Consider the following 22,849-nt stretch of genomic DNA (forward strand, 5'->3'; position numbering starts at 1 on the left):
AACATGCCGCTCCGGCCAGCCTCGATCGACGGATGATCGGTCGCGGCACGGTCCGGCAGCTAAAAAAACAATACGAAGCGACCGAATTGGAGTCGCTTCGATCGCGAGATGGAGGGTCGATGGCCAGAGCAGGTGCGCACCCACAGGCGGCGCTTCATGAATCGACGGTGGCGTTGATCATGGCGCTGGGATCCGGAATCGGGATGGAAACGAGTTGGGCCCAGGACAGTGCTCCGGCGACGGAGCCTTCGGCCGACCTGGCCGTGATCGAACTGGCGCAGGATCCGGCCGCCTCGACGCCGGCGGAGCCCGTGGATGAGGCGGGCAGGGCCGTGATCGCCGAAGTAGTGGTGACGGCCCAGCGCCGTTCGCAGAACCTGCAGGAGACGCCCGTGGCGGTCACGGCGCTTGGCTCGCAGGAGCTCGAAGAGCGCAACGTTCAGTCGACTCAGGACCTGATGCAGGTCGCTCCGAGTTTGCAGGTCAGTACGGCGGCGGGTCCCAATGGTGGTGCGGCGGTGTTCTTCCTGCGGGGCATGGGCCAGCAGCGCTCGGGAAACGGAACCGAGCCCGCGGTGGGTGTATACGTGGACGGGGTCTATTACCCCTCGCTGCAGGGTGCGATCTTCAACATGCTGGATATCCAGCAGGTGGAGGTGCTCCGAGGTCCGCAAGGCACTCTGTTCGGGCGCAACACCATCGGCGGCGCGATCCGCTACACCAGCCACGCGCCGGAATTCGGCAACGGCGGCTACGTGCAGGCGACGGCCGGCAGCTACGACCGTCGCGACCTGATCGGGGTGATCAACCTCGCCCATGACGATCTGGCGGCGCTGCGCCTGACGGGCGGAACGCTGCATCGCGACGGCTTCGTCAAGCAGCAGGACGGAGGCAAGGAGGCAGGTGCTCAGGACAACGAGCTGGTTCGTGCCCAGCTGCTGATCACGCCGATGGACGTGCTCAAGATCGATTTGATGGGCCAGCACAATCGCAGCGAACTGGATGGTCTGGCTTATTCCGAACCAGGGCCGATCGAGCCGCGGCCGAATACGATCCCGTGGTACTACAACATCACGGCGCTGGGCGGTCTCACCAATCCGCCGTATGACGATCGCTTCGCCTCGACCTGCGACTACTGCCAGGCCGGCACCAACGTACGAGAGTTCGCGAACACGAAGTCCAAGGCCGCGCAGATCGGCCTCACCTGGACTGGCCTGGAAGCGGTCGAAGTGAAATCGCTGAGCGCATGGCAGCGAGTCGGAAGCCGCTACGCGCTGGACCTCGACGGGTCCCCTGCGCCCGTCTACAGCGCATCTGCCCATACGCGGGACGAAATCTACTCGCAGGAATTCCAGTTCAGCGGAAAGGCCTTCGACGACAGCGTGGACTGGGTGAGCGGACTCTACGCCGCGCGCCAGACCTTCGACACGCTCCCGGGCACCAGCCAGCTGCTGCTCGGCAGGATCAGTGACGATCCGGACCCGGTGGAACGGCGCACCCATACGCTGGCTGCATTCGTCGATGCGACTTACGAGCTGTTCGAGCATGCGCAGGTCCTCGGAGGCTATCGCATCAGCCAGGACGACAAGCAGGCGACGCTGCGCGATTCCGGCAACGGCGAGCTGCTCGATCAGGAGCAGCGAAAATTCACGAGCAACACCGGGCGCATCGGACTGCAGTATCAGTGGACCGATCGCATCATGAGCTACGCCACGGTATCCACGGGGTTCAAGGCCGGCGGTTTCAACGTGAACGTGAGCGGGCCGCTGATCTTCACGCCGGGCCTGCGCCGGAGCGAGCTCGGCTCCTACGAACCCGAGAACGTCACGAGCTACGAAATCGGGGCGCGCACGGAGTTCTTCGGCGGGGCGATTCGAATCAACCCGACGATCTTCTATGCCCAGTGGCGCGACGTGCAGGTTCAATCGGTCAACGTCAACGCGTCGACTCTCGAGGTCTACGTCGACAATGCGGCCTCCGCGCATTCACAAGGGCTAGAGCTGGAGCTGCAGGCCGCAGTCTCGCGCCAGCTCGTATTCTTCGCCAATGCTGCCTTGCTGCGCATGCGCTACGACTCGGTCGGCGACGCATCGGGCATCACCAAGGACACCCGCTTCATGCGGGCGCCGAAACTGACCTACACCGTCGGCGGGCGCTACCAGGACACCGTCGGGACCTGGTTCCACTACGTGTTCTCCGCCAACTGGAACTGGCAGGACGACCAAGTCAGCAACGCGACGGACGATACGTCGCTGTCGCTGCCGTCTTATGGCTTGCTGTCCTTGCGAGCCGATCTGAAGAGCATCAACGACGTGCTGGAGTGCTCGCTGTTCGTGACGAACGCACTCGACCAGACCTATTACGTCGGCGGCACGGATTACACGGGCTCGGCCGGAACCCGACGCTTCGATCTCGGGCGCCCGCGCGAAGCCGGCATCAGCCTTCGCTACAACTTCTGATGCATCGGTCGAGATCATGAAAACCCTATCGGTTTGGAGTAAGGCGAAATGAACAAGCGTTACGAACAGCTGCGTGAAGAGAGACTGGCGAAGATCGACGAGGAGTATCGCGCGCTGCTCGAAGCCATTCCGCCCCTGAGCATGATGGGTGTGGAAGGTGTGCGCATGGGCATGGCCGCGATGATGGCCTCGCGCGAGAAGACGCCGGGCGTGTCGATGCGGGACGTCGAGATCGCGGGACCGAACGGTCCGGTGCCGACGCGCATCTATGCGCCGGAGAACTACACGGGACCAAAGCTCGGCGTCTACGTGCACACGCATGCGGGCGGCTTCGTCGGTGGCGGCGGATTGGCGACCTGGGACTGGATGAACACCCTGCTGGCGGCGAAAGTGCCTTGCGTGGTGGTGGCGCCGGATTTCCGGCTGCCTCCCGAGAATCGCTATCCGAAAGGGCTCGAAGACTGCTGGGCGGTGCTGCAATGGGTCGAGCGGCAAGGCGCTGCGCAGGGCTGGAACCCGGGCAAGATCGCGGTCGGCGGTGGCTGCTCGGGCGGCAACTTCGCTGCGGTGTTGTCGCTAATGGCCCGCGATGCGGGCGGCCCGAAGCTTTCACTGCAGATACTCGAATCCTGGCTCGCCGATGCGCATGGCGCCACGCCGTCGCACGAGGAATTCGCCGAAGGCTACGGGCTGCGCCATGAAGACAACGACTTCGTCATCGGCAACTACATCGCCGACGAGGCGCAGCGCAGGGATTGGCGGGTTTCGCCGCTGCTGGTCGAGTCCGTCGACGGCGTGGCCCCGGCGCTCATCACGGTCGGCGAGTGGGACATCCTGCGTGATGAGGACGTGGCCTATGGCGAGCGTCTGAAAGCGGCCGGCGTGCCGGTCGACGTGCACGTGATTCCGCAAACGGGGCATTTCCCGAATCCGCGACACGCGCATGAGCTGCACGAGATTCACATCAAGGGTCTGGCCGCCGCGATCGGTCCCGACGCCACCTGATCGAGCCATCTTCGAGAATGCGAGCCATGTGCGTACGCAATGCCGGGTTCGTGGCGGCGGCAGGCCTGGAATGAGCTTTCCGCCACGCCAGAACTACGACGCCATCGTCATCGGCGCAGGCCACAACGGCCTGATCCTGGCGACGTATCTGCAGCGCGCCGGCTATCGGACGCTGCTGGTCGAGCGTGACGCGACGATCGGCGGCATGACCTGCACGCACGAGCCGATGAGCGCGGGCTTTCGTCATAGCCCGCACGCCAACTTCCTCGCGTACCAGGCCGTCACTCCGATCATGGAGGACTTGCAGCTGCGAGCACACGGACTGGCGACTTTCGAGCCCGACGTTCAGCACGGCATCGCGTTCGCCGATGGAAGGCCGCCGGTACTCGTTCATCGTGTCGGCAACGAAGAAGGCACCCTGCGCAGCTTCGCGCGCCACAGCGCCCGCGATGCCGCGACCTATGTCGATCTGCGCAGGCGCGCGGCCACGCTGACGCCCGCGATTCGCGAGGTGCTGTTCCATCCCCTGTCGAGCGAAGGCCTCGGCGCTCACCGTGCCGCGATCACGCAGGCGTTCGGAGAGCTGGCCGAGGATGCCGCGCTGGGGACGCGTGGCGCGGCCCAGTTCATCGACGAGCGCTTCGAATCGCCCGAGATCCGGGCGCTGCTCTACCTGCTCGCGATGGAGTTCGGGGCATCGCTCGCGCAGGCGGGCGATGACCTGGCTTTCCTGGGCTTCGTGCTCTGGATGATCGGCAGCCGCCAGGTTCCGATCGGTGGCATGCAAAGCTTCGCCGATGCCTTGCATCGCGCCGCGCTCGCTGAAGGCGTGCAGGTCATGACGTCCGCTGAGGTCGGTTCGATCCGCATCGAAGCGGGACGCGTGACCGGTATCGGGATCGCCGGACAATTCATCGAAGCGCCGATCGTGGCATCGAGTATCGGCGTCGAGCGAACGCTGCTCGAACTGCCGGTCGGCGGCGGGCTCGGAGCCTCCGATCGCCAAGCGCTGGCGGCGTATCGTCGGGGCAGCGGATCGACCATCGCGAGCCAGGCTTTCGCCTTGACCGAAGCGCCGTGCTATCGCTCCGCGCGCTGGGATGCGGACCTCGATCGCTGCGTGCAGACCTTCATCGGCTTCGACAGTCCCGAGTGCGTGCTGTCGCACGAGCGGGAACTCGCGATGGGCCTGCTGCCCACGCCGCGCGCCTCGATGCGTGTGCCGAGCCTGCTCGACCCCGGGCTCGCGCCCGCAGGTTTTCACATCGCCGGAGCGGATAGCCACTTTCCGGATGCGAAGGCCTTGAGCGACGAAGATTGGGCCGGGATCGCGGAGAGCTACAACGACGCCTTGCTCGACGTCTGGTGCGGCGCGGCTCCGAACATGACGCGGGACAAGGTGCTTCGGAGCCATTTCGCCATACCGCGTTCGGGAGACCGGCGCGTTCTGCTGCGCGAAGGCGGGCAGTACAAGACTTCCATCGACGGGCTCTATCTCTGCGGCACCTCGAGCTATCCGGGTGGAGGCGTGCACGGCGCCTGCGCCATCAATGCATTTCAGGAAATAACCGGAGTCCGGATTCAATGACCAGTGGAATCATGCATCACCTTTCTCGATCGCTGCTGGCGTCGATCGGCCTCTCGTTCGCGTTGATGTCGGCTGCTGCGCAAGCCGAGCCGTCACGGGAAGTGAAGTGGGTGACGCTCGGCACGGGCTCGGGCCCGCTGTCGTTCTATGAACGCGGCCAACCCGCCAATCTGCTGCGTGCGGCAGGGCAGGCGATTCTCGTCGATGCGGGCGATGGCGCGACGGAGCAGCTGATGCGCAGCGGCGTCCTGCTCGACGACGTCAGCACCGTCTTCATCTCTCATCTTCACTTCGATCATACGGGCGGACTGTTCGCCTTTCTCGGCCGCCGCTTCCAGATGCGCCAGACGGCTCCCGTGACCATCTACGGACCACCTGGAACCAAGCGCACGATCGACGGCTTGATCGCCGCGATGCAGCCGATGAACGATGCGGAAGGCAGCAAGGGTGTGTTCGCAGTGCTCGGTAGACCCAAGCCTGGCGAGAACATCAAGACGATCGAGTTGACCGACGGTGCCCAGGTCAAGATTGGCGACGTTCACGTCACCGTGGCCACCAACTCGCACTATGTGCTGGCGGACGAGAAGGGAACCGGCAACCACAGTTTCGCGCTACGTTTCGATGCACCGGGCCGATCGATCGTCTACACCGGAGACACCGGGCCGAGCGAGAAGGTGGAGAAGCTCGCCAAGGGCGCCGATCTGCTCGTGGCCGAAATCATGGATGCCGACGAAGCGCTCGACCGCCTCGGCAAATCCGGCCTGAAGATCAACTTCGCATTGGCCGCGGTCGCGAAGATCGCGATCAAGGATCACTTCGTCAAGGAGCATCTCTCGCCCGAACAAGTCGGTTCGATGGCGCAACGAGCCGGCGTGAAAGCCCTCGTGCTCACGCACAACGCACTGGGGCCGGACAATCTCGAGCCGGCGCGCAAGCGCATCGCCGCGTCCTACTCGGGGCCCATCACCTTCGCGCAGGATGGCCGGGCTTATTGACCCGTACTCGTATCAACATCAGGAGTCATGATGAACATCGATGGACAGTGGAAGTTGACGGCCAAGTCGCCGATGGGGATGAAGACCGACGATCTCGAATTCAAGACGATCGACGGGCGACTCGTCGGCACCCAGGTCAGCGAGGGCCTGGGCACTCATCGCGATCTGCCGATCAAGGTCGACGGCGATACGATCAGCTGGTCGGTTCCGGTCACCAAGCCGATGAAGCTGACGCTGGAGTTCAAGGTGAAGGTCGACGGCGACAGCATGAGCGGAACCGTCAAGGCCGGCATCTTCGGCAATGCGCCGGTGACGGTCGTTCGCGCCTAGTAAAGATCGTGTGCAAGCCGGTGCGGTGATCGTCGGCGTGTGCGGGGCGTTTCGAGGCTGAAACGGGCGTAGCGAACTCGGGCTTTCGGAAGCAACGCGCGCTCAGCGCCGCACACGTCGCAGCCTGTCGCGCAACCAGGCGTGCCCCGGATCCTGTTCGGCCGTCCGCGGCCAGTACAGCATGACTTGCAGCTTCGGCACTGCCAGCGGAAGCGCTGCGAGATGCAAGGGCAGCGTGGTTGCGAGAAAACGCCCGAACTGGCGAGGCAGCACCAGCAGCAGATCGCTGCTGGCCGCAAGCTCGCAGGCGGCGTGATAGTGCTGGCATCTCACGGCGACGTCGCGCTTCAGGCCTTCACGCTGCAGTGCCAGGTCTTCATTCACGGGGCCCGAGCGCCGTGACGAAACCACGATGTGCCGCGCGGCCAGCCACTGCTTGAGCCCCAGCTTGCCTTTCGACAAGGGGTGCCCGCGTCGCATCGCGACGCAGGGTGTCTGTTCGAACAGGAGCATCTGTTCGATGTCGTCGCCGACGCTGATCGGCACATCGATCGCCATGTCGAAAGCGCCGGACGAGAGCTCGCGTTCCAGGCGTCTGCGTTCAAAGCCGGTGCTCTGCAGCTGTAGATGCGGCGCTTCGCGCAAAACCTCGCGCACGAGCGAAGGGAACAGCACCGATTCGAGGACGTCCCGCATGCCGATGACGAATCGGCGCGTCGACGTCGCGGCCGGAAACGGCTGCGGACGCTGCATGGTCCGGTGCAGGCTTTCGAGCGCGGCGCGCACATCCGGTGCGATGGCTTTGGCCAATGGAGTTGGCACCACTCGCCGGCCATCGCGCACGAACAGCGGATCGTCGAAATGCTCGCGCAGCCGCTTGAGTGCGTTGCTGATCGCGGGTTGGGTCAAATGCAGCCGAGCCGCGGCCTGCGTGAGGCTTCCGCAGCCCAGCACCACGTCGAAGACGCGAAAAAGGTTCAGGTCCACGCGGTCCATGGCAGGCCCATTCATTCACTGAGTGAATGATTATAGATTCAGAAAGATTAGTGGCTGGAATGTGTCGGGCTGCGTAGAGTGTTTCTGGCATATTGAGACCGAGACCGCCTCCATGGATTTCGCACACAGCCCGCGTGCGCTCGAGCTGATCGAGAAACTGCGCAGCTTCATGCGCGAGCAGCTGCTTCCCGTCGAGAGCGAGTTGCTGAAGGCGCGGCACGAGGCGCGCCGCGGCGGCGATTGGAAGCAGTGGATCGTGGAGCCGGAGATCAAGGCGCTGAAGGCCAGGGCGCGCGAAGCCGGCCTGTGGAATTTCTTCCTGCCCGACCCCGCGCTGGCCCCGGGCCTGAATCATGTCGAATACGCGGCGCTGGCCGAAGAGATGGGCCGCAGCTTCCTGGCGCCCGAAATCTTCAACTGCAACGCGCCGGATACCGGCAACATGGAAGTGCTGTGGAAGTACGGCAGCCCGGAGCAGAAGGAGCGTTGGATGAAGCCGCTGCTGGCGGGCAGCATCCGCTCCGCGTTCTGCATGACGGAGCCCGATGTCGCGTCGAGCGACGCGACCAACATGCAGGCGACCGCGACGCTCGATGGCGACGAGGTGGTGCTCGACGGCAAGAAGTGGTGGTCGAGCGGGATCGGTCATCCGGACTGCCGCTTCGCGATCTTCATGGGCGTCACCGATGCGCAGGCGGAACGTCACGCTCGCCACAGCATGGTGATCGTTCCGCTCGATGCACCGGGGGTTCGCATCGTGCGCATGCTGCCGGTCTTCAATGATTACGACGAGCCTTACGGCCACGGCGAAGTGCATTTCGATTCGGTGCGGGTTCCGAAGGCCAATGTCATCGCCGGCCTGGGCAGGGGATTCGAAATCGCGCAAGGTCGCCTCGGGCCCGGACGAATCCATCATTGCATGCGCTGTATCGGCGCGGCGGAGCGCGCCCTGGAACTGCTGGTCGACCGTGGAATGGAGCGCCAAGCTTTCGGCAAGCGACTCATCGATCTCGGCGGCAATCAGGAGCGCATCGCCGACCTGCGCATCGCGATCGATCAGGCCCGCCTGATGACGCTGTACGCGGCCTGGATGATCGACAAGGTCGGCGCCTTGAAGGCGCTCACCGAAATCTCGGCGATCAAGATCGTCGCCCCGTCGGTGCTGCAGCGCGTCGCCGACGAAGCCATGCAGATGTTCGGCGGAGCCGGACTCTCGAACGACTCTCCGCTCGCCGCGATCTTCGCCCATGCGCGCGTGTTGCGCCTGGCCGATGGACCGGATTCCGTCCACCGGGCCGTCATCGCGCGACGCGAGATCAGCCGTCGTTCGAAGGTCGGTGGAAGTCGCGTCGCATGAAGCCGCAGTGGCAGGAACACAGACTGCAAACCTCGCTCGGCAGCGTGTTCGTCCGTTGCGCGGGGGCAGGGCCGGTCATCCTGTTCTGGCCGAGCCTGCTGATGGACGGCTCGATGTGGATGGGCGTCGCCGAAAGACTGCTCGCCCGATTCCGCGTCGTGCTGATCGACTCGCCGGGACACGGGCGCAGCGAGCCCTTGTCGGCGCCTTTCAGCTTCGACGAATGCGCGCACTGCATCGTCTCCATTCTCGATGCACTGGCAATCGGGCGGGCGCACTTCGTCGGCAACTCCTGGGGCGCGATGATCGGCGGCACGTTTGCCGCTCGCTATCCGGATCGCATCGGGGCCGCGATTCTGATGAACGGCACAGCATCCGCGTGCGGCGCACGCCAGCGCCTGGAATTTCACATGCTGATCCTCGCAGGTCGCCTGCTGCGTGGCGTTCGAGGGCCGCTGCGCAAACGCGCGACTGCGGCATTCCTGGGGCCGACGTCCTTGCGAACCCGGCCGCAGGTGGTCCGCTCGGTGGCCGATGCCTTGAAGCGCGTGGACTTTCGTTCGGCGCGCTGGGCGATCGAAAGCGTCGTCATCAGCAGGCCCGATCAAGCTTCATTGTTTCGCGGCATCCGCTCGCCGGTGATGGTGGTCGCCGGAGTCGAAGACGCAACATTCCCCAATTCCGAGACGCGTGCGATGGCCGACGCGATCCCGGCGTCCACGTTCGTCCTGATCGACGGCAGTGCCCATTTGACGGGGCTCGAATGTCCCGAGAAGTCCGCCGAGCTCATCGACAGTTTCATTCGTGCCCATGACTGAAGCGACGACGGCCGATCGAGCCGGGCGAGTGCGATCCGGCGAGGAATTGAACGGTGCCGCCGTCGAAGCCTGGCTCCGGTCGCAAGGGTTCGAGTTGCACGGAGCCGCGAAAATCACGCAGTTCTCGGGTGGCGCATCGAACTGGACTTATCGCATCGAGTACGACAACTGCGACCTGATTCTGCGCCGCCCGCCGGCAGGCACGAAAGCCAAGTCGGCGCACGACATGCACCGCGAATTCGTGGTGCAGAAAGCGATCGCGCCGGTTTATTCCTGCGTTCCGAAGATGCTGGCGTACTGCGACGATCAGGGCGTGCTCGGTGTTCCGTTCTACGTCATGGAACGCATCGCGGGCATCATTCCGCGCAAGGAATTCCCACGCGCAGTAGTGCTGGCTCCGGCGCAGGCACGGCAACTCTGCCTCAACGTGATCGACAAGCTCGTCGAGTTGCATCGCGTGGATTGGCGTGCCGCCGGATTGGAAAAGCTCGGAAAAGGCGAGGGCTATACGCGTCGCCAGATCGAAGGCTGGATCGATCGCTGGGACAAGGCGCGAACCTGGAACGTGTTCAAGGCCCAGGACGTCAAGCGCTGGCTGCTCGACAACATTCCGAGCGATGTCGGCACCTGCCTCATTCACAACGACTGGCGCCTGGATAACCTCGTGCTGGATGCTCAGGATCCCACGCGGGTGATCGGTGTCCTGGATTGGGAGATGGCCACGCTGGGCGATCCGCTGATGGAACTCGGCAGCGCGATGGCGTACTGGACGCAGGCCGACGATGATTTCTTCGCGCGCTTCATTCGTCGTCAACCGAGCCACCTGCCGGGCATGCTGACGCGTGACGAGATCGTCGAGCATTACCGCGCCCGGGCGGGTCTGCCGCCCTTCGACTGGCGGTTCTACGAGGCCTACGGCCAGTTCCGGCTCGCGGCCATCATTCAGCAAATCTACTACCGCTATCACCACGGCCAAACCAGGAATCCCGCGTATCGGTTCTACGGTTTCTACGCGAACTACATGATCTGGCGCGCACGATCGACGATACGGCGCGGACGCCTGCGATGAGCGTGATCGTGCTGGTTCGGCACGGGCAGGCGTCATTCGGCACAAGTGACTACGACCGGCTGTCTCCAGTCGGCTGGAAACAGGCCAGGCTGCTGGGCTCGGCGCTCGCGAGTCGCGCGGTCAAACCCGATCTGCTGGTTTGCGGGGACATGCGGCGGCACACGGAGACCGCGAACGCCTGCATCGAAGCCTTGAGTCACGGCGGAACGCCGCTCATCGATGCGGCCTGGAACGAGTACGACCACGAAGCGCTGCTTGCGGCGCTGCGGCCCGAGTGGCGCGATCCGCGGGCGATGATGCTGGCCTTGAAATCGGAGCCCGATCCGCGGCGAGCGTTCCAGCGCGTGTTCTCCGAAGCCGTGGAGCGCTGGATGAATGGTGATCACGACGGCGAATACGCTCTCTCGTGGAGCGCGTTCAAAATGCGCGTTCGTGCGGGTTTGCTAGCCCTGCACGAGAAGCTCGGCAAAGGCGGGCGCGCCTGCGTCTTCACCTCGGGCGGTCCGATCGCGGCGGTCGCCGCGGAACTGCTGGGCCTCGATTCGACGCAAGCCGCGCAGCTGTCGTGGTCGCTCGTCAATACCGGCATGACCCGAATTCTCGGCAGCGATCGCGGCCTTCGGCTCGGCACGCTCAACGAGTACGCGCATCTCGAGCATGACGTCGAGCTGATCACCTATCGGTAGGTGAGCTGAAGTCGATGGAGTGACGGCGCGCGCAAGGCGGTTGCATGCGCTCCGAGGCCACGAACCGCATGGCCTCGGCGTGCGGATGCCGTCGCGACGCGAGCCTTAGAACCCGCCGCGGACGACGGTGCCGCCATCGACGACGATGGTTTGCCCGGTGACATAGGCGCCGGCCTGCGAGGCGAGGAACACCGCGGCACCGGCGATGTCGTCCGGTTCGCCGATGCGGCCCAGCGGCGTCGCGCGCTTCAGTGCCGCCTCCGCTTTCGGGTCGGCCCATAGCGCCCGCGCGAAGTCGGTACGGATCACGCCCGGTGCGATGGCGTTTACGCGAACGTTCTGTGGCCCGTATTCCACCGCGAGATTGCGCACGAGCTGGAAATCCGCCGCCTTGGAGACGTTGTAGGCGCCGATCGTGCTGGAGCCCAGCAGGCCGCCGATCGACGAGACGATGACGATGGAGCCGTCACGGCGCTCGATCATGTCGGGAACGACGAAGTTGATCAGCCAGTGGTTGGCCAGCACGTTGTTGTCGAAGATCTTGCGGAACTGCTCGTCGCTGATGTCCTTGATCGGTCCGTAGTACGGGTTCGAGGCGGCGTTGCAGACCAGCACGTCGATCTTGCCGAACTGCGCATGCGTGCCGTCCACCAGGGCCTTCAGCGCGGACTTGTCGGAGATGCTCGCCGCGATCGCGATGGCGCGCCCCGTTCCATGCTGCCCATTGATCGCGGCGGCCACTTCGTCGCAGGCGGATTGGTTGCGGCTGGAGATGACGACGCGCGCCCCGGCCGCCGCGTAGGCCTCGGCGATCGCGCGGCCGATGCCGCGTGAGGAGCCGGTGATCACGGCGACTTTGTCTTTGAGATCGAACAAGTTCATTTCATCCTCCGAAGGGTCGAATGCTGATCGGCGTCATGCGGCGCTGAGGCTGCGGCTGTAGCGATCGAGGTGATGATCTTGATCGCCGAAGCAATGGGCGATCACGGTGAGTCGCTTGAAGTAATGGCTCACCACGAGTTCGTCGACCACGCCCATGCCGCCGTGCAGTTGCACGGCCTGCTGTCCGACGAAGCGCGCGGCCTGGTCGACGTAGGCCTTCGCAGCGGAGATCATGCGGCCGCGCTCGGCGGCATCGCCGTCGTCGGCGTGATACGCCGCGAGGATCGCCATCGATCGCGCTTGTTCGGTTGCGATGAGCATGTCGGCGAGGCGATGGCGCAGTGCCTGGAAGCTGCTGATCGGCGTGCCGAACTGCTTGCGCGTGTCGAGGTAGTCCGCCGTCGCCCCGTTGAGCGCCGACATGATGCCCACGGCCTCGGAGCACAGCGCCGCCGCCGCCTTGTCGAGTGCCTGCTGCAAGGCGGGGCCGGCTTCGCCGGCGCGACCGAGCAGCGCATCGGAGCCGAGGCGCACCGAATGCAGGCGAACGTCCGCCGCACGGCGGCCATCCTGGGTCGCGTAGGCGCGCATCGACAGGCCTGCCGCGTCGGGCTCGATCAGGAACAGCGAGATTCCGGATTCATCGCCGGTCGATCCAGCGGTGCGCGCCGAGACGATCAGCCCATCGGCGCTCGGCGCATCGAGCACCACGCACTTGTGTCCGCTGATGACCCAGCCATCGTTCAAGGCGGTGGCGCGAGTCTCGACGTGAAACGGATCGAAGCGCGCGCCGGGTTCGCTGTGCGCGAGCGCGAGCTGGCGGTTGCCGGCAGCGACGGCTTCCAGGCTGCTTTGCTGTTCGCTGGAACCGAGCGTCGCGAGGAGTCCGGCACCGAGCACGACGGTGCTCAGATAGGGTTCGAGCAACAGCCCCTTGCCGATCTGTTCCATGACCACGGACACGTCGATCGAATCGCCGCCGAGTCCGCCGTGCACCTCGGCGATCGGCAATGCGAGCAGGCCGAGTTCGGCGTATTGGTTCCAGGCGTCCAGGCTGTAACCGAGCGCGGAGCGGATCAGCTCGCGCCGATGCTCGAAGCCGTAGTCGCGTGCACAGAAGCGCTCGAGCGTGTCCTGCAGGGCGCGTTGTTCGTCGGTGTATCGAAAGTCCATGTGCTGCCTCAGCTGCCGAGCGTGAGCTGCGCGATGATGTTCTTCTGGATCTCGTTGGAGCCAGCGTAGATCGAGGTCTTGCGCAGGTTGAAGTAATGTCCGGTCAGCGCCGGGGCGTAGTCCGCGTAGGCCTGCTCCAGGATCGGATCGGCCCGCCATTGCGCGTCGAGCGCTTCGGGCAGATGCGGCACCGCGTAGGGACCGAGCGCCTGCATCTGCAGCTCGGCGATGGCCTGCTGGATTTCCGAGCCCTTCACCTTGAGGATCGAGGCCTGGATGCCCGAGGCACGATCGTGCGCATCTGCGCAGAGGGCGCGCAGGTTGGTGATCTCGAGCGCCATCAGTTCGAGCTCGACCTGGACGATGCGATCGCGAAAGCGGGCGTTCTCGATCAGCGGACGACCACCGGCGCGTTCCTGGCTCGCGATCTTCTTGAGCTTGCGCAGGGCGGCTTTCGAATCGCCGACGCCGGCGATGTTGGTGCGCTCGTGGCCGAGCAGGAACTTGGCGTAGGTCCAGCCCTTGTTCTCTTCGCCGACGAGATTGTCGACCGGCACGCGTACGTTCTCGAACCAGACTTCATTGATCTCGTGCTCGCCGTCGAGCATCACGATCGGGCGCACCGTAACGCCGGGTGTCGCCATGTCGATCAGCAGGAACGAGATGCCCTGCTGGGCGCGCACTTCGCTGTTGGTGCGGACGAGACAGAAAATCCAGTTCGCGAACTGGGCGAGCGTGGTCCAGGTCTTCTGGCCGTTGACGACGTAGTGATCTCCGTCGCGGCGCGCGGTCGTCTTCAACGAAGCGAGATCGGAGCCGGAGCCGGGCTCCGAATAGCCCTGGCACCACCAGTCTTCGGCGGCCATGATGCGCGGCAGGAAATACTGCTGTTGCGCCGGGCTGCCGAAGGCCATCAGCACCGGCGCGAGCATCTTGAACGAGAACGGCAATTGCCCCGGAGCGCCGGCGGCGGCGCGCTCCTCGTCGAAGATGTACTGCTGCACGGGCGTCCAACCCATGCCGCCGAAGGCGGTCGGCCAGGTCGGCGCGCCCCAGCCTTGCGAGTGCAGAATCTTCTGCCAGCGGATCGTGTCTTCCGCGAGATAGCGCTTACCGAGGCGTTGGCGATCGCGAATGTCCGCCGGCAGATGCGCTGCGAGAAATTGCCGGACTTCGAGGCGAAAGGCCTCTTCGTCTGCGTTGAAATTCAGATCCATGGCGTTTCCATTCTGATGTGATCGGTCGGCGGCGAGCGTGCGTCAGAGCCAGCGGACGTCGGTGTCGAGCGGCGTGCGTTCGACCGGATGCAGCACGCTGAGCCAGGCCTCGAGCTTGGGCAGCTCCCAGCCGAAGAAGTAATCGCAGGCGGCGCGCTTGCCGCGCGAGAAGTCGTCGTCCGCGTTCGCCGCCATCGCCTGGTCGAGCCACAGCCAGGCCACCACGACATGGCCGAAGGCTTCGAGATAGGCCGACGCGTTCGCGAGCCTGAGCTCGGTATCGGCGAGCGACTGCAGCGACGTGGTGACGGATCGCAGCCGATGCCAGGCGGCGGCCAGCGCGGCGGCGTGACGCGATAGCGGCGCTTGCGGTTGGGCTCGCTCGATGGTCGCGGCGATGCGGACCGACAACAGTTCGAGACCCGCGCCCTTGGCCTGGCCGAGCTTGCGGCCGAGCAGGTCGAGCGCCTGGATGCCGAAAGTGCCTTCGTGGATCGGATTGAGCCGGTTGTCGCGATAGTGCTGCTCGACGTTGTACTCGCGCGTATAGCCGTAGCCGCCGTGAATCTGGATCGCGAGATCGTTGGCCGCGAGCCCCCATTGCGAAGGCCAGCTCTTGACCACCGGTGTCAGCAGATCGAGCAGCAGGCCGCTGTCCCGGCGCGCGGATTCGTCGTCCAGCGAGTGCGCGTCGTCGCTGAGCTTCGCGGCGTAGAGGCACAGCGCGAGCGCACCCGAGACATAGGATTTTTGCGCGAGCAGCATGCGGCGCACGTCGGCATGTTCGACGAGCGCGATCGGCGGGCTTGCGGGATCACGCTCGGAGCGGCGACGGCCTTGCGTGCGCGTGCGCGCGTAATCGAGCGCATGCAGATAGCCCGTGTAGCCGAGCGCGGCGGCGCCGAGTCCGACCGCGATGCGCGCCTCGTTCATCATGTGAAACATGTAGGCGAGGCCCTGGCCGGGCTCACCGACGATCTCGCCGATCGCGCCGGCTTCACCTTCGGGCCGATGCCGGCCTTCGCCGAAATTGAGCAGGCAATTGACGGTGCCCCGGTAGCCCATCTTGTGGTTGAGCCCGGCAAGCACCACGTCGTTGCGTTCGCCGAGTTTGCCTTCCCCGTCGACGAGCCGGCGCGGCACCGCGAATAGCGAAATACCTTGCACGCCTGCAGGCAGGCTGCCGTCCTCGCGCGGAATCTTGGCGAGCACCAGGTGCACGATGTTCTCGCTGATGTCGTGATCGCCGCCGGAAATCCACATCTTGTTGCCGAACAGGCGATAGCGGCCGTCGCGTTGCGGCACAGCGCGCGTGCGAATGTCGGCGAGACTCGATCCGGCCTGCGGTTCGGACAGGCACATGGTGCCGAAGTAGCGGCCTTCGGTCATCGGCCGCACGTAGCGCGCAAGCACTTCGGGCGAAGCGTGTGCGATCAGCAGGTTCGCGTTGGCGATCGTCAGCATCGCGTAGGCGATGGAGCCGGCGTTGGCCGCCGTCAGGAACGCGAAGCCGGCGCGTTCGACGCAGCTCGGCAGGCCCAGGCCTCCGACTTCGGTCGGCATGCCGGCGGCCATCAGACCCGCCGTGGAAAACGCGCGCAGCGCTTCGCCGACTTCCGGATGGATGCTCACGCGCTCGCCGTCGAAGTGCGGCTCGTGACTGTCGTTCTTCTTGTTGTGAGGAGCGAAGCGTTCGACTGCGAGCTTTTCGTAGACGTCGAGGATCGCGCTCCAGGTCTCGCGATCGTGCCCTGTGTAATGCGGACGCTCGGCGAGGGCGTCGGCGCGCAACCAGTCGAACAGCAGGAAGTCGACGTCGCGGCGCGACAGGATCAGATGGTTCATTTCGACCTCAGCGCTGCGACAGCGTGATCCATTCGGCGACGAGCGCGGGCTTGCTCTCGCCTTCGATCTCCACACTCACGCCGAGCGTCGACTGAATGGCGCCCGAAGCCCGCTGTTCGACGGCCTTGAGCTCGAACAGCGCGCGTACGCGACGCCCGCTGCGCACCGGCGAAATGAAGCGCAGGCTGTTGAAGCCATAGTTGATCGAGCGCGTGTTGCCTTCGATTCGCGGCAACACCTCGGCCGCCATCGCCGAGAGCATCGACAGCGTCAGAAAGCCATGCGCGATCGTCGCGCCGAAAGGGCCTTGCGCAGCGGATGCTTCGTCGATGTGGATCGCCTGCCAGTCCTCGGTGGCATCGGCGAAGGCCTGGATGCGCGACTGATCGAGCAGATACCAACTCGAATGACCGAGCGCATGCCCTGCAAGCGCGCGATAAGCATCGAGCGACAGGCTGATGGCGGGCATCTCAAAGCACCTCGAACAGACCCGCCGCGCCCATGCCGCCACCGACGCACATCGTCACAACGACGTAGCGTGCGCCGCGCCGCTTCCCCTCGATGAGCGCGTGCCCGACCATGCGCGCGCCCGACATGCCATACGGATGGCCGATCGAGATGGCGCCGCCGTTGACGTTGAGCAGTTCGTCCGGAATGCCGAGCCGGTCGCGGCAATACAGCACCTGCACGGCGAAGGCCTCGTTGAGTTCCCACAGGCCGATGTCGCCGATGCGCAGGCCGAAGCGCGACAGCAGCTTCGGAACGGCGAACACCGGGCCTATGCCCATCTCGTCGGGCTTGGTGCCCGCGACGGCCATGCCGACGTAGCGCCCGAGCGGCGCGAGGCCGCGTCGGGCCGCCTCGCGCGCTTCCATGAGCACGACCGCCGAAGCGCCGTCCGACAGCTGGCTCGCGTTGCCGGCGGTGATCGTGCCGTTCGTTCGCACGGCCTTGAGCGAGGCGAGGCCCTCGAGCGTGGTATCGGCGCGGTTGCCTTCGTCCTTCGCCAATCTGATCGCACGCGGCGTGACCGCACCGGAGACTTTGTCGGTGACGTTCATCGTCGCATCGACCGGAACGATCTCGGCGTCGAAGCGACCGGCGGCCTGCGCGGCCGCGGTGCGTCGCTGCGATTGCAGCGAGTACAAATCCTGCGCCTCACGGCCGATGCCGTAGCGCGCGGCCACCGTCTCTGCGGTGTCGAGCATCGCCATGTAAGCGTCGTTGTGCATCGCCTGCAGTTCGGGATCGACGTCGACGCGCAGCGCGGCGTTCTGCACGAGCGAGATCGATTCGACGCCGCCGGCGACGCAGATGTCCATGCGATCGACCACGATCTGCTTGGCGGCCGTCGCGATCGTCATGAGGCCCGACGAACACTGGCGATCCATCGTCATGCCGGCGACGCTCACCGGAAATCCGGCGCGCAGCGCAGCCATGCGGCCGATGGTCTGCTGCACGCCCTGTGGCAGCGAGCAGCCGAGAATGCAGTCGTCGAGTTCGGCCGGATCGATGCCGGAGCGCTCGACCGCGGCGCGCAAAGCGTGCGCGGCCAGCGTCGGCGACGGCGTAGCGTTGAAGGCACCGCGATAGGCGCGCCCGATCGGCGTGCGGGCGGTGGAGACGATGAGCGCTTCACGCATGAAGCTCACTCCGGTTTCGCCGGCGAGAAGCCGGCCTTCTTGAGTTCACGTTCGCCTTGTTCCCAGCCGCTGCCCGGCACGGTTTCGCCGTTGCGATCGGCGACTTCGGCAAGACGCTCCGACAGCTGTTGAGCGACGTCTTCGCCGGTGCCGAGATGGATGCCTTGGGTGAAGGTGATGTGCGCGGCCTCGAAGCTGCCGGCGCCCGCGCAGAGGATCATGCGCGTCGGCGCGTCCTCGCCGACCAGTGCGGCGACGCCGGGCGCGACCGCCGACGGATGCAGCGCCGCGAGCTGATCGGCCGGCATCAGGCCTTCTAGCATGCGTGTTCCGGCCGTCGGGGCGAGGCAGTTGACGCGAATGTTGTTCTTCGCGCCTTCGAGCGCGAGCGTCTGCATGAGCCCGACCAGCGCGAGCTTGGCCGCGCTGTAGTTGGATTGCCCGAAGTTGCCGTAAAGCCCGGACGACGACGTGGTCATGACGATGCGCCCGTAGTTCTGCGCGCGCATCAGATTCCACACCGCCTTGGTGCAGTTCACCGCACCCATCAAATGCACGTCGACGGCGAGCCTGAAGTCGGCGAGGTCCATCTTCGTGAAGCTCTTGTCGCGCAGGATGCCGGCGTTGTTGACGAGGATGTCGACACGTCCCCAGCGCTCGACGGTCTCGGCGACCATTTTTTGCACCTGTACGAAATCGGTCACGGAGGCTCCGTTGGCGATTGCCTCGCCGCCGGCCGCGACGATCTCGTCCGCGACGCGCTGCGCCGCCGTAGCGGAGCCGCCTTCACCGCGGACGTCGCCGCCGAGATCGTTGACGACGATCCGGGCGCCGAGTTTGGCCAGCAGCAAGGCATGTTCCCGGCCCAGACCGCCGCCGGCTCCCGTCACGATGGCGACGCGTCCGTTCAAATTCAGCGCCATGCGCTTCTCCTCATGATGGTTTGAAATCAGAGCGACGTCGGGACTCGATCGGTCTCGTCGCTTGATGCCAATCATGCACGATATTAGTCGTTTGTACCAATTTATTTTCCGACCGGCCGGTAGTGCCTCCGGATGTCGCGATCGGCTCGGTTTCAGATGGGGTATCGCGAATCCCGCAGGGCGGTGAAGGCGTAGTCGAAGGTTTCGCGAACTTCGGCGAGATCGGAGACCGAGCTGCCCGTGGACAGCAAGCGGATGCGAGCCCCGGTGAACAGGCTCGCCGCGAGCAAGGCGGCGCTCGAGGCGCCTGGATAGCCGAGCCGCTCGAACTGCCGGCCCCAGGCTTCGATCTGGTCGTCGACCCAATGCTCCACCATCGGGCGCAAGCGACCCTCGCGCGTCGCTTCGGCCTCGACCGACAGGCTGGCCAGGTTCAGGTCGCCATACTGGGTCACTTCACGCAGCAGGATGGCGGTGGTCAGATCGGCGAGGCGGCCAGGCGTGAGCTCGCTGGAATCGAGGCTCGTCCGCGCTTGGCGATAGCGCGCCTTCTCGCGTTCGTAGAGGCGCTCGCGCGCGGCCGACATCAGTGAATCGAGCGGCTTGAAATGATAAGCCGGCAGCGCCGGCGCGACGCCGGCTTCGGCGGCGACGGCCCGGCCGGTTACCGCGGCGCTGCCTTCGCGCGCGAGCAGTCGGATGGCCGCTTCGATGATGCGATGGCGCGCATCGTCGGGCGGTATGGCCAGCTCGATCGCTTGCTTGCGCATAGCGCGCGCTGCCGTCTTTGTGCGCGGCTGGGGCTCGAGCCGTTGGCGCACATCTTCGGCTTTCCAGTGCAGCGGCAGCATCAGGAACAGCAGCCCGACGATCTGATCGATCAGCACGCGCAGCCGTACTCGGTCGGGTGTTTCGCCCATCAGGGAGAGGATTCGCGACCACACCTCGTAGAGCGTGGAGTACCAGGTCGCCGCGAGTTCACGCGTGTCCGCATGGCGGCTGCAGAACACCATGATCTCGGTCCAGGCGATGGTCCGCTGGCGATCCCGCGAGGTCGCGTTGTCGATGACGCGAAACACTAGCTTGCGCAGGTCTCCGGGCGCTGGAGTCTCGTTCCGATGCCGATCGACGAAGCCCTCGAACTGGGCGACGTAGCGATCGAGCAGGGCCTGCGAGGCGTCGGCGAGCAGGGTGGTGCGCGAGTCGTAGTAGTAGGTGGTCGCGGCCAGCGAAACACCGGCCCGCTCCGCGATCGCCCGATGCGTCACCGCGGCTTCGCCGTGCTCTCCGAGCAGGGCGATCACCGCTTCGGTGATCTTCTGGCGCGTTGCGCGCGAGCGGCTCTGGCGGGGTTTGCGGGCGGACGCGGGGTTCGGCATCGGACGGAATGGGATAAGACCCTCTCTATTGTGAAGAAAACGGCTTGGCTCTGCGCGGCTTCTGATAAGCCGTGCCGTTACCGGCCGGTGTGACCTACTGCGATGGTGGGATTTCTTCAACCCGAGCCTAACCAATACACATTGCTATGGCTGCCATAACGTCGATGTGGTTGGTTTGCGGTGATTCGACACTTAGGCTCCTTTACTAACTCGTGGTCAGGGCTCGCTCTCTGGCCCAAAATAGAGGGGGAGAGAATCATGAGCATTCAATCTGCCGCTTGCGGTCGCCGGAAGCGTTTTCCGACCGTGTCCAAGCTGGCTTCCAGTCTTCTTTTATCGACCGGACTTGCGCCCTGTTCGGTATTGGCTCAAGCGGTTGAAACGGGGGGCAGCGACGCCCCGGTCGAGGCGGAAGTACCGGAGCAAAGCTCCGAAAAAACGCAAGAACTCAATCAGGAACAAGCTCAGGAGTCGGTTCCAGAGCGAACGCAAGACCAAGTTCCTGAGATCGTTGTGACAGCCCAGCGCCGAGAGCAAAATCTCCAGGACACTCCCGTCTCCGTCAGCGCGTTCGATGCAAACACGTTGCAGGCCAGCGGGGTGACCAATATCCAGGAACTTTCCCATATCGCGCCTTCTTTGCAGGTTTCGTCCACCGCGGGCGTTTACTTGCCGTTTCTCAGGGGTGTCGGCAACAACAACGCGAGTGTAGGAAACGAGTCAAGCGTTGCGACATACATCGACGACGTCTACTACACCCGTCTTTCAACTGCTTATCTAGCGCTGGGCAACATTGATCGAGTGGAAGTGCTCAACGGCCCGCAAGGCACGCTCTTCGGCCGAAACTCTTCTGGTGGCGCGATTCAGATGTTTACCAAGGATCCAGGACGGAACGCAGAATTCAATGCCAGCTTTGGTTACGCGAGTTACGATACGGTCAGCGGTCAGTTCTATGCATCCACGCCGCTGACCGACAGCTTGGCTTGGAGTGTCTCCTTCGGTGGTTCGAACCAGGGTTCGGGATGGGGCAAAAGCATCGCGACGGGTAAGGATGCCAATCTGGCGTCCTCCGTCACCGTTCGCTCCAAGCTGCTCTGGGATGCCTCAGATAGAACAAAGGTCAAGATCGTCGGCTTTTACGCCAAGTCCAAGAGCGACATCGGCTCCGTCCAGGATTTCTATGAAGGAACTTATGGCGCAACTCCAGCTGGAGGATGGCCGGGATATCCTGACCCGCCGGAGGTTCTCCCTTCGCTGAAAAATAATTCGGACAGTTTCTACGACACCAGGCTCAATACCCGACCCGTTGCCGAAGAAGAGGGCTACGGTGGTTCAATCAGAATCGACCACGATATAGGCTTCGCCGAGCTGGTTTCCATATCGGCCTTCCGCAACTCGGATGGAAACTATCATCTTGATCTCGATTACAGCTCGCAAACTTTCTATCACGCGGATCTGGGCAATAAAGACGATCAAATCACGCAAGAGTTTCAGCTGAAATCGAGTTCTGGAGCCAGGATCAATTGGATCGTGGGCGCTTACTACCTTCACTGGAAGGCAGGGTACAACCCGGCACGTGCTGAAGGTGATCTCTTCAACTTCGCGGTTGCTCCTGGAACGGTTTACAGCATCTACGGAATTCAAACGGTCGATAGTTACTCCAGCTATGTGCAAGCGACCGCTCCCATTACTGATGAAACCAATCTGACCCTGGGTGCGCGCTACACCGCAGATGACTTGTCGGCCCGTGGCGAGCAGACCTACACGATTCCTGGCAGCGGCACGGTGTCTGCTGCCCCTCAGGGCCTCGCGAACCCTTATACCGACTCGGCGGACTCGGATGCGTTTACGTATAGGGCTGCAATCGACCACCACTTCGATAGTGACTTGATGGCGTACGCTTCAGTTAGCAGGGGCTATAAGTCGGGAGCTTTCAATACGCTTCCCCTTTCGACCCCGGCTGCCAAAGCCGAAACTGTGCAGGCTTATGAACTGGGCTTCAAATCGGAGCTCTTTGAACGCCGCGTCCGCTTGAATGGTGCCGTGTTCTTGAGCGATATCGATAATCCGCAGGTGTTGACTACCGTCAATACCGGCACTGTTTCTGCGGTCAGCCTGACTAACGCACAAGGTGCGCGAAGCAGAGGCGCCGAAATCTCAATCGATGCCATTGCCGCCAGAGGACTCAGCTTGCGCACGGCGGTCACTTATCTGGATGCCACCTACACGGAGTTCAACAATGCGCCAATCTTTTCCGATGGCTTGACGCCTGGATCGGTAATAAGTGGTCCGGTGCCTGGTGATGGCAGCGGAAATCGAATGGCAAACGTCCCGGAGTGGCGCTTCGACGTGGGTGCCAACTACACGGTGGAGACGGATCTGGGTGAGTGGGTCGGTGACGTCGGGGCCCCCCGCGTCAGAATAGTTGTCGTCCCGATAGACTTCTTCCTCGGGGGCGAAAGGACTCAATGACGTGGCTCGATA

Annotated in this window: 19 protein-coding genes; 10 read left to right on the forward strand and 9 right to left on the reverse strand. The window is 64.2% G+C overall.

The annotated features are described in order from the left end of the window. Positions 1–203 precede the first annotated feature (203 nt). The 5 genes from AC3WUM_RS04275 to AC3WUM_RS04295 all read left to right on the forward strand — a co-directional run bounded on the left by AC3WUM_RS04275 (position 204) and on the right by AC3WUM_RS04295 (position 6,377). The gene (locus AC3WUM_RS04275) at positions 204–2,459 is read left to right on the forward strand and encodes a TonB-dependent receptor (protein ID WP_492408899.1); all 2,256 of its coding nucleotides are present in this window, start codon (positions 204–206) and stop codon (positions 2,457–2,459) included. 48 nt (positions 2,460–2,507) lie between these two features. Beyond that, positions 2,508–3,464 carry an alpha/beta hydrolase gene (locus AC3WUM_RS04280; RefSeq protein WP_492408901.1) on the forward strand — a complete coding sequence of 319 codons (957 nt, stop codon included), beginning with the start codon at positions 2,508–2,510 and terminating at the stop codon, positions 3,462–3,464. Positions 3,465–3,534: 70 nt separating this feature from the next. Continuing rightward, positions 3,535–5,052, forward strand: a complete 1,518-nt coding sequence (locus AC3WUM_RS04285; protein WP_492408903.1) for a phytoene desaturase family protein — start codon at positions 3,535–3,537, stop codon at positions 5,050–5,052. After that, on the forward strand, positions 5,049–6,047 hold the full coding sequence (locus AC3WUM_RS04290) for an MBL fold metallo-hydrolase (protein ID WP_492408904.1): 999 nt from the start codon (positions 5,049–5,051) through the stop codon (positions 6,045–6,047). The genes AC3WUM_RS04285 and AC3WUM_RS04290 overlap by 4 nt, the downstream gene beginning before the upstream one ends. A 30-nt stretch (positions 6,048–6,077) precedes the next feature. After that, a complete protein-coding gene (locus AC3WUM_RS04295) occupies positions 6,078–6,377 on the forward strand; it encodes a hypothetical protein (RefSeq protein ID WP_492408906.1) in 300 nt (99 codons plus the stop codon). Between the two features lie 102 nt (positions 6,378–6,479). Here AC3WUM_RS04295 and AC3WUM_RS04300 read toward each other — a convergent pair whose 3' ends face one another. Next, positions 6,480–7,373 (reverse strand): LysR family transcriptional regulator, encoded by an 894-nt coding sequence (locus AC3WUM_RS04300; RefSeq protein ID WP_492408908.1) that lies wholly within the window; start codon positions 7,371–7,373, stop codon positions 6,480–6,482. Positions 7,374–7,485: 112 nt separating this feature from the next. Between AC3WUM_RS04300 and AC3WUM_RS04305 the strand changes: the two genes are divergently transcribed. From AC3WUM_RS04305 to AC3WUM_RS04320, 4 genes are read left to right on the forward strand one after another with little or no spacing between them, the layout of a single operon-like run. Continuing rightward, positions 7,486–8,730 (forward strand): acyl-CoA dehydrogenase family protein, encoded by a 1,245-nt coding sequence (locus tag AC3WUM_RS04305; protein WP_492408910.1) that lies wholly within the window; start codon positions 7,486–7,488, stop codon positions 8,728–8,730. Beyond that, positions 8,727–9,548 carry an alpha/beta fold hydrolase gene (locus tag AC3WUM_RS04310; protein ID WP_492408911.1) on the forward strand — a complete coding sequence of 274 codons (822 nt, stop codon included), beginning with the start codon at positions 8,727–8,729 and terminating at the stop codon, positions 9,546–9,548. The genes AC3WUM_RS04305 and AC3WUM_RS04310 overlap by 4 nt, the downstream gene beginning before the upstream one ends. Continuing rightward, complete coding sequence (locus AC3WUM_RS04315) at positions 9,541–10,617, forward strand: phosphotransferase family protein (RefSeq protein ID WP_492408912.1); 1,077 nt, start codon at positions 9,541–9,543, stop codon at positions 10,615–10,617. The genes AC3WUM_RS04310 and AC3WUM_RS04315 overlap by 8 nt, the downstream gene beginning before the upstream one ends. Beyond that, positions 10,614–11,303, forward strand: coding sequence for a histidine phosphatase family protein (locus AC3WUM_RS04320; RefSeq protein ID WP_492408913.1), 690 nt, complete (start codon positions 10,614–10,616; stop codon positions 11,301–11,303). The genes AC3WUM_RS04315 and AC3WUM_RS04320 overlap by 4 nt, the downstream gene beginning before the upstream one ends. Positions 11,304–11,408: 105 nt before the next feature. On the opposite strand, the gene AC3WUM_RS04325 is transcribed toward AC3WUM_RS04320, so the two are convergent. From AC3WUM_RS04325 to AC3WUM_RS04360, 8 genes are all read right to left on the reverse strand, one after another. Further along, complete coding sequence (locus AC3WUM_RS04325; protein ID WP_492408914.1) at positions 11,409–12,185, reverse strand: SDR family NAD(P)-dependent oxidoreductase; 777 nt, start codon at positions 12,183–12,185, stop codon at positions 11,409–11,411. Positions 12,186–12,218: 33 nt separating this feature from the next. Further along, positions 12,219–13,358 carry an acyl-CoA dehydrogenase family protein gene (locus tag AC3WUM_RS04330; protein ID WP_492408915.1) on the reverse strand — a complete coding sequence of 380 codons (1,140 nt, stop codon included), beginning with the start codon at positions 13,356–13,358 and terminating at the stop codon, positions 12,219–12,221. 8 nt (positions 13,359–13,366) lie between these two features. Beyond that, positions 13,367–14,575, reverse strand: coding sequence for an acyl-CoA dehydrogenase family protein (locus tag AC3WUM_RS04335; RefSeq protein ID WP_492408916.1), 1,209 nt, complete (start codon positions 14,573–14,575; stop codon positions 13,367–13,369). A gap of 42 nt (positions 14,576–14,617) precedes the next feature. Further along, positions 14,618–16,420, reverse strand: a complete 1,803-nt coding sequence (locus AC3WUM_RS04340; RefSeq protein ID WP_492408917.1) for an acyl-CoA dehydrogenase — start codon at positions 16,418–16,420, stop codon at positions 14,618–14,620. A 7-nt stretch (positions 16,421–16,427) separates the two neighbouring features. After that, entirely contained in the window at positions 16,428–16,889 is a 462-nt protein-coding gene (locus AC3WUM_RS04345; RefSeq protein WP_492408918.1) for a MaoC family dehydratase, read from the reverse strand. Position 16,890: 1 nt separating this feature from the next. Then, positions 16,891–18,063 (reverse strand): acetyl-CoA C-acyltransferase, encoded by a 1,173-nt coding sequence (locus AC3WUM_RS04350; protein ID WP_492408920.1) that lies wholly within the window; start codon positions 18,061–18,063, stop codon positions 16,891–16,893. 5 nt (positions 18,064–18,068) lie between these two features. Further along, entirely contained in the window at positions 18,069–18,986 is a 918-nt protein-coding gene (locus AC3WUM_RS04355; RefSeq protein ID WP_492408921.1) for an SDR family NAD(P)-dependent oxidoreductase, read from the reverse strand. A 152-nt stretch (positions 18,987–19,138) separates the two neighbouring features. Beyond that, a complete protein-coding gene (locus AC3WUM_RS04360) occupies positions 19,139–20,365 on the reverse strand; it encodes a TetR/AcrR family transcriptional regulator (RefSeq protein WP_492408922.1) in 1,227 nt (408 codons plus the stop codon). Between the two features lie 258 nt (positions 20,366–20,623). Here AC3WUM_RS04360 and AC3WUM_RS04365 point away from each other — a divergent pair, with 258 nt between their 5' ends. Further along, positions 20,624–22,837, forward strand: a complete 2,214-nt coding sequence (locus AC3WUM_RS04365; protein WP_492408924.1) for a TonB-dependent receptor — start codon at positions 20,624–20,626, stop codon at positions 22,835–22,837. Positions 22,838–22,849 lie beyond the last annotated feature (12 nt).

It is taken from the genome of Hydrocarboniphaga sp. FW305-C-57, from assembly GCF_058783045.1.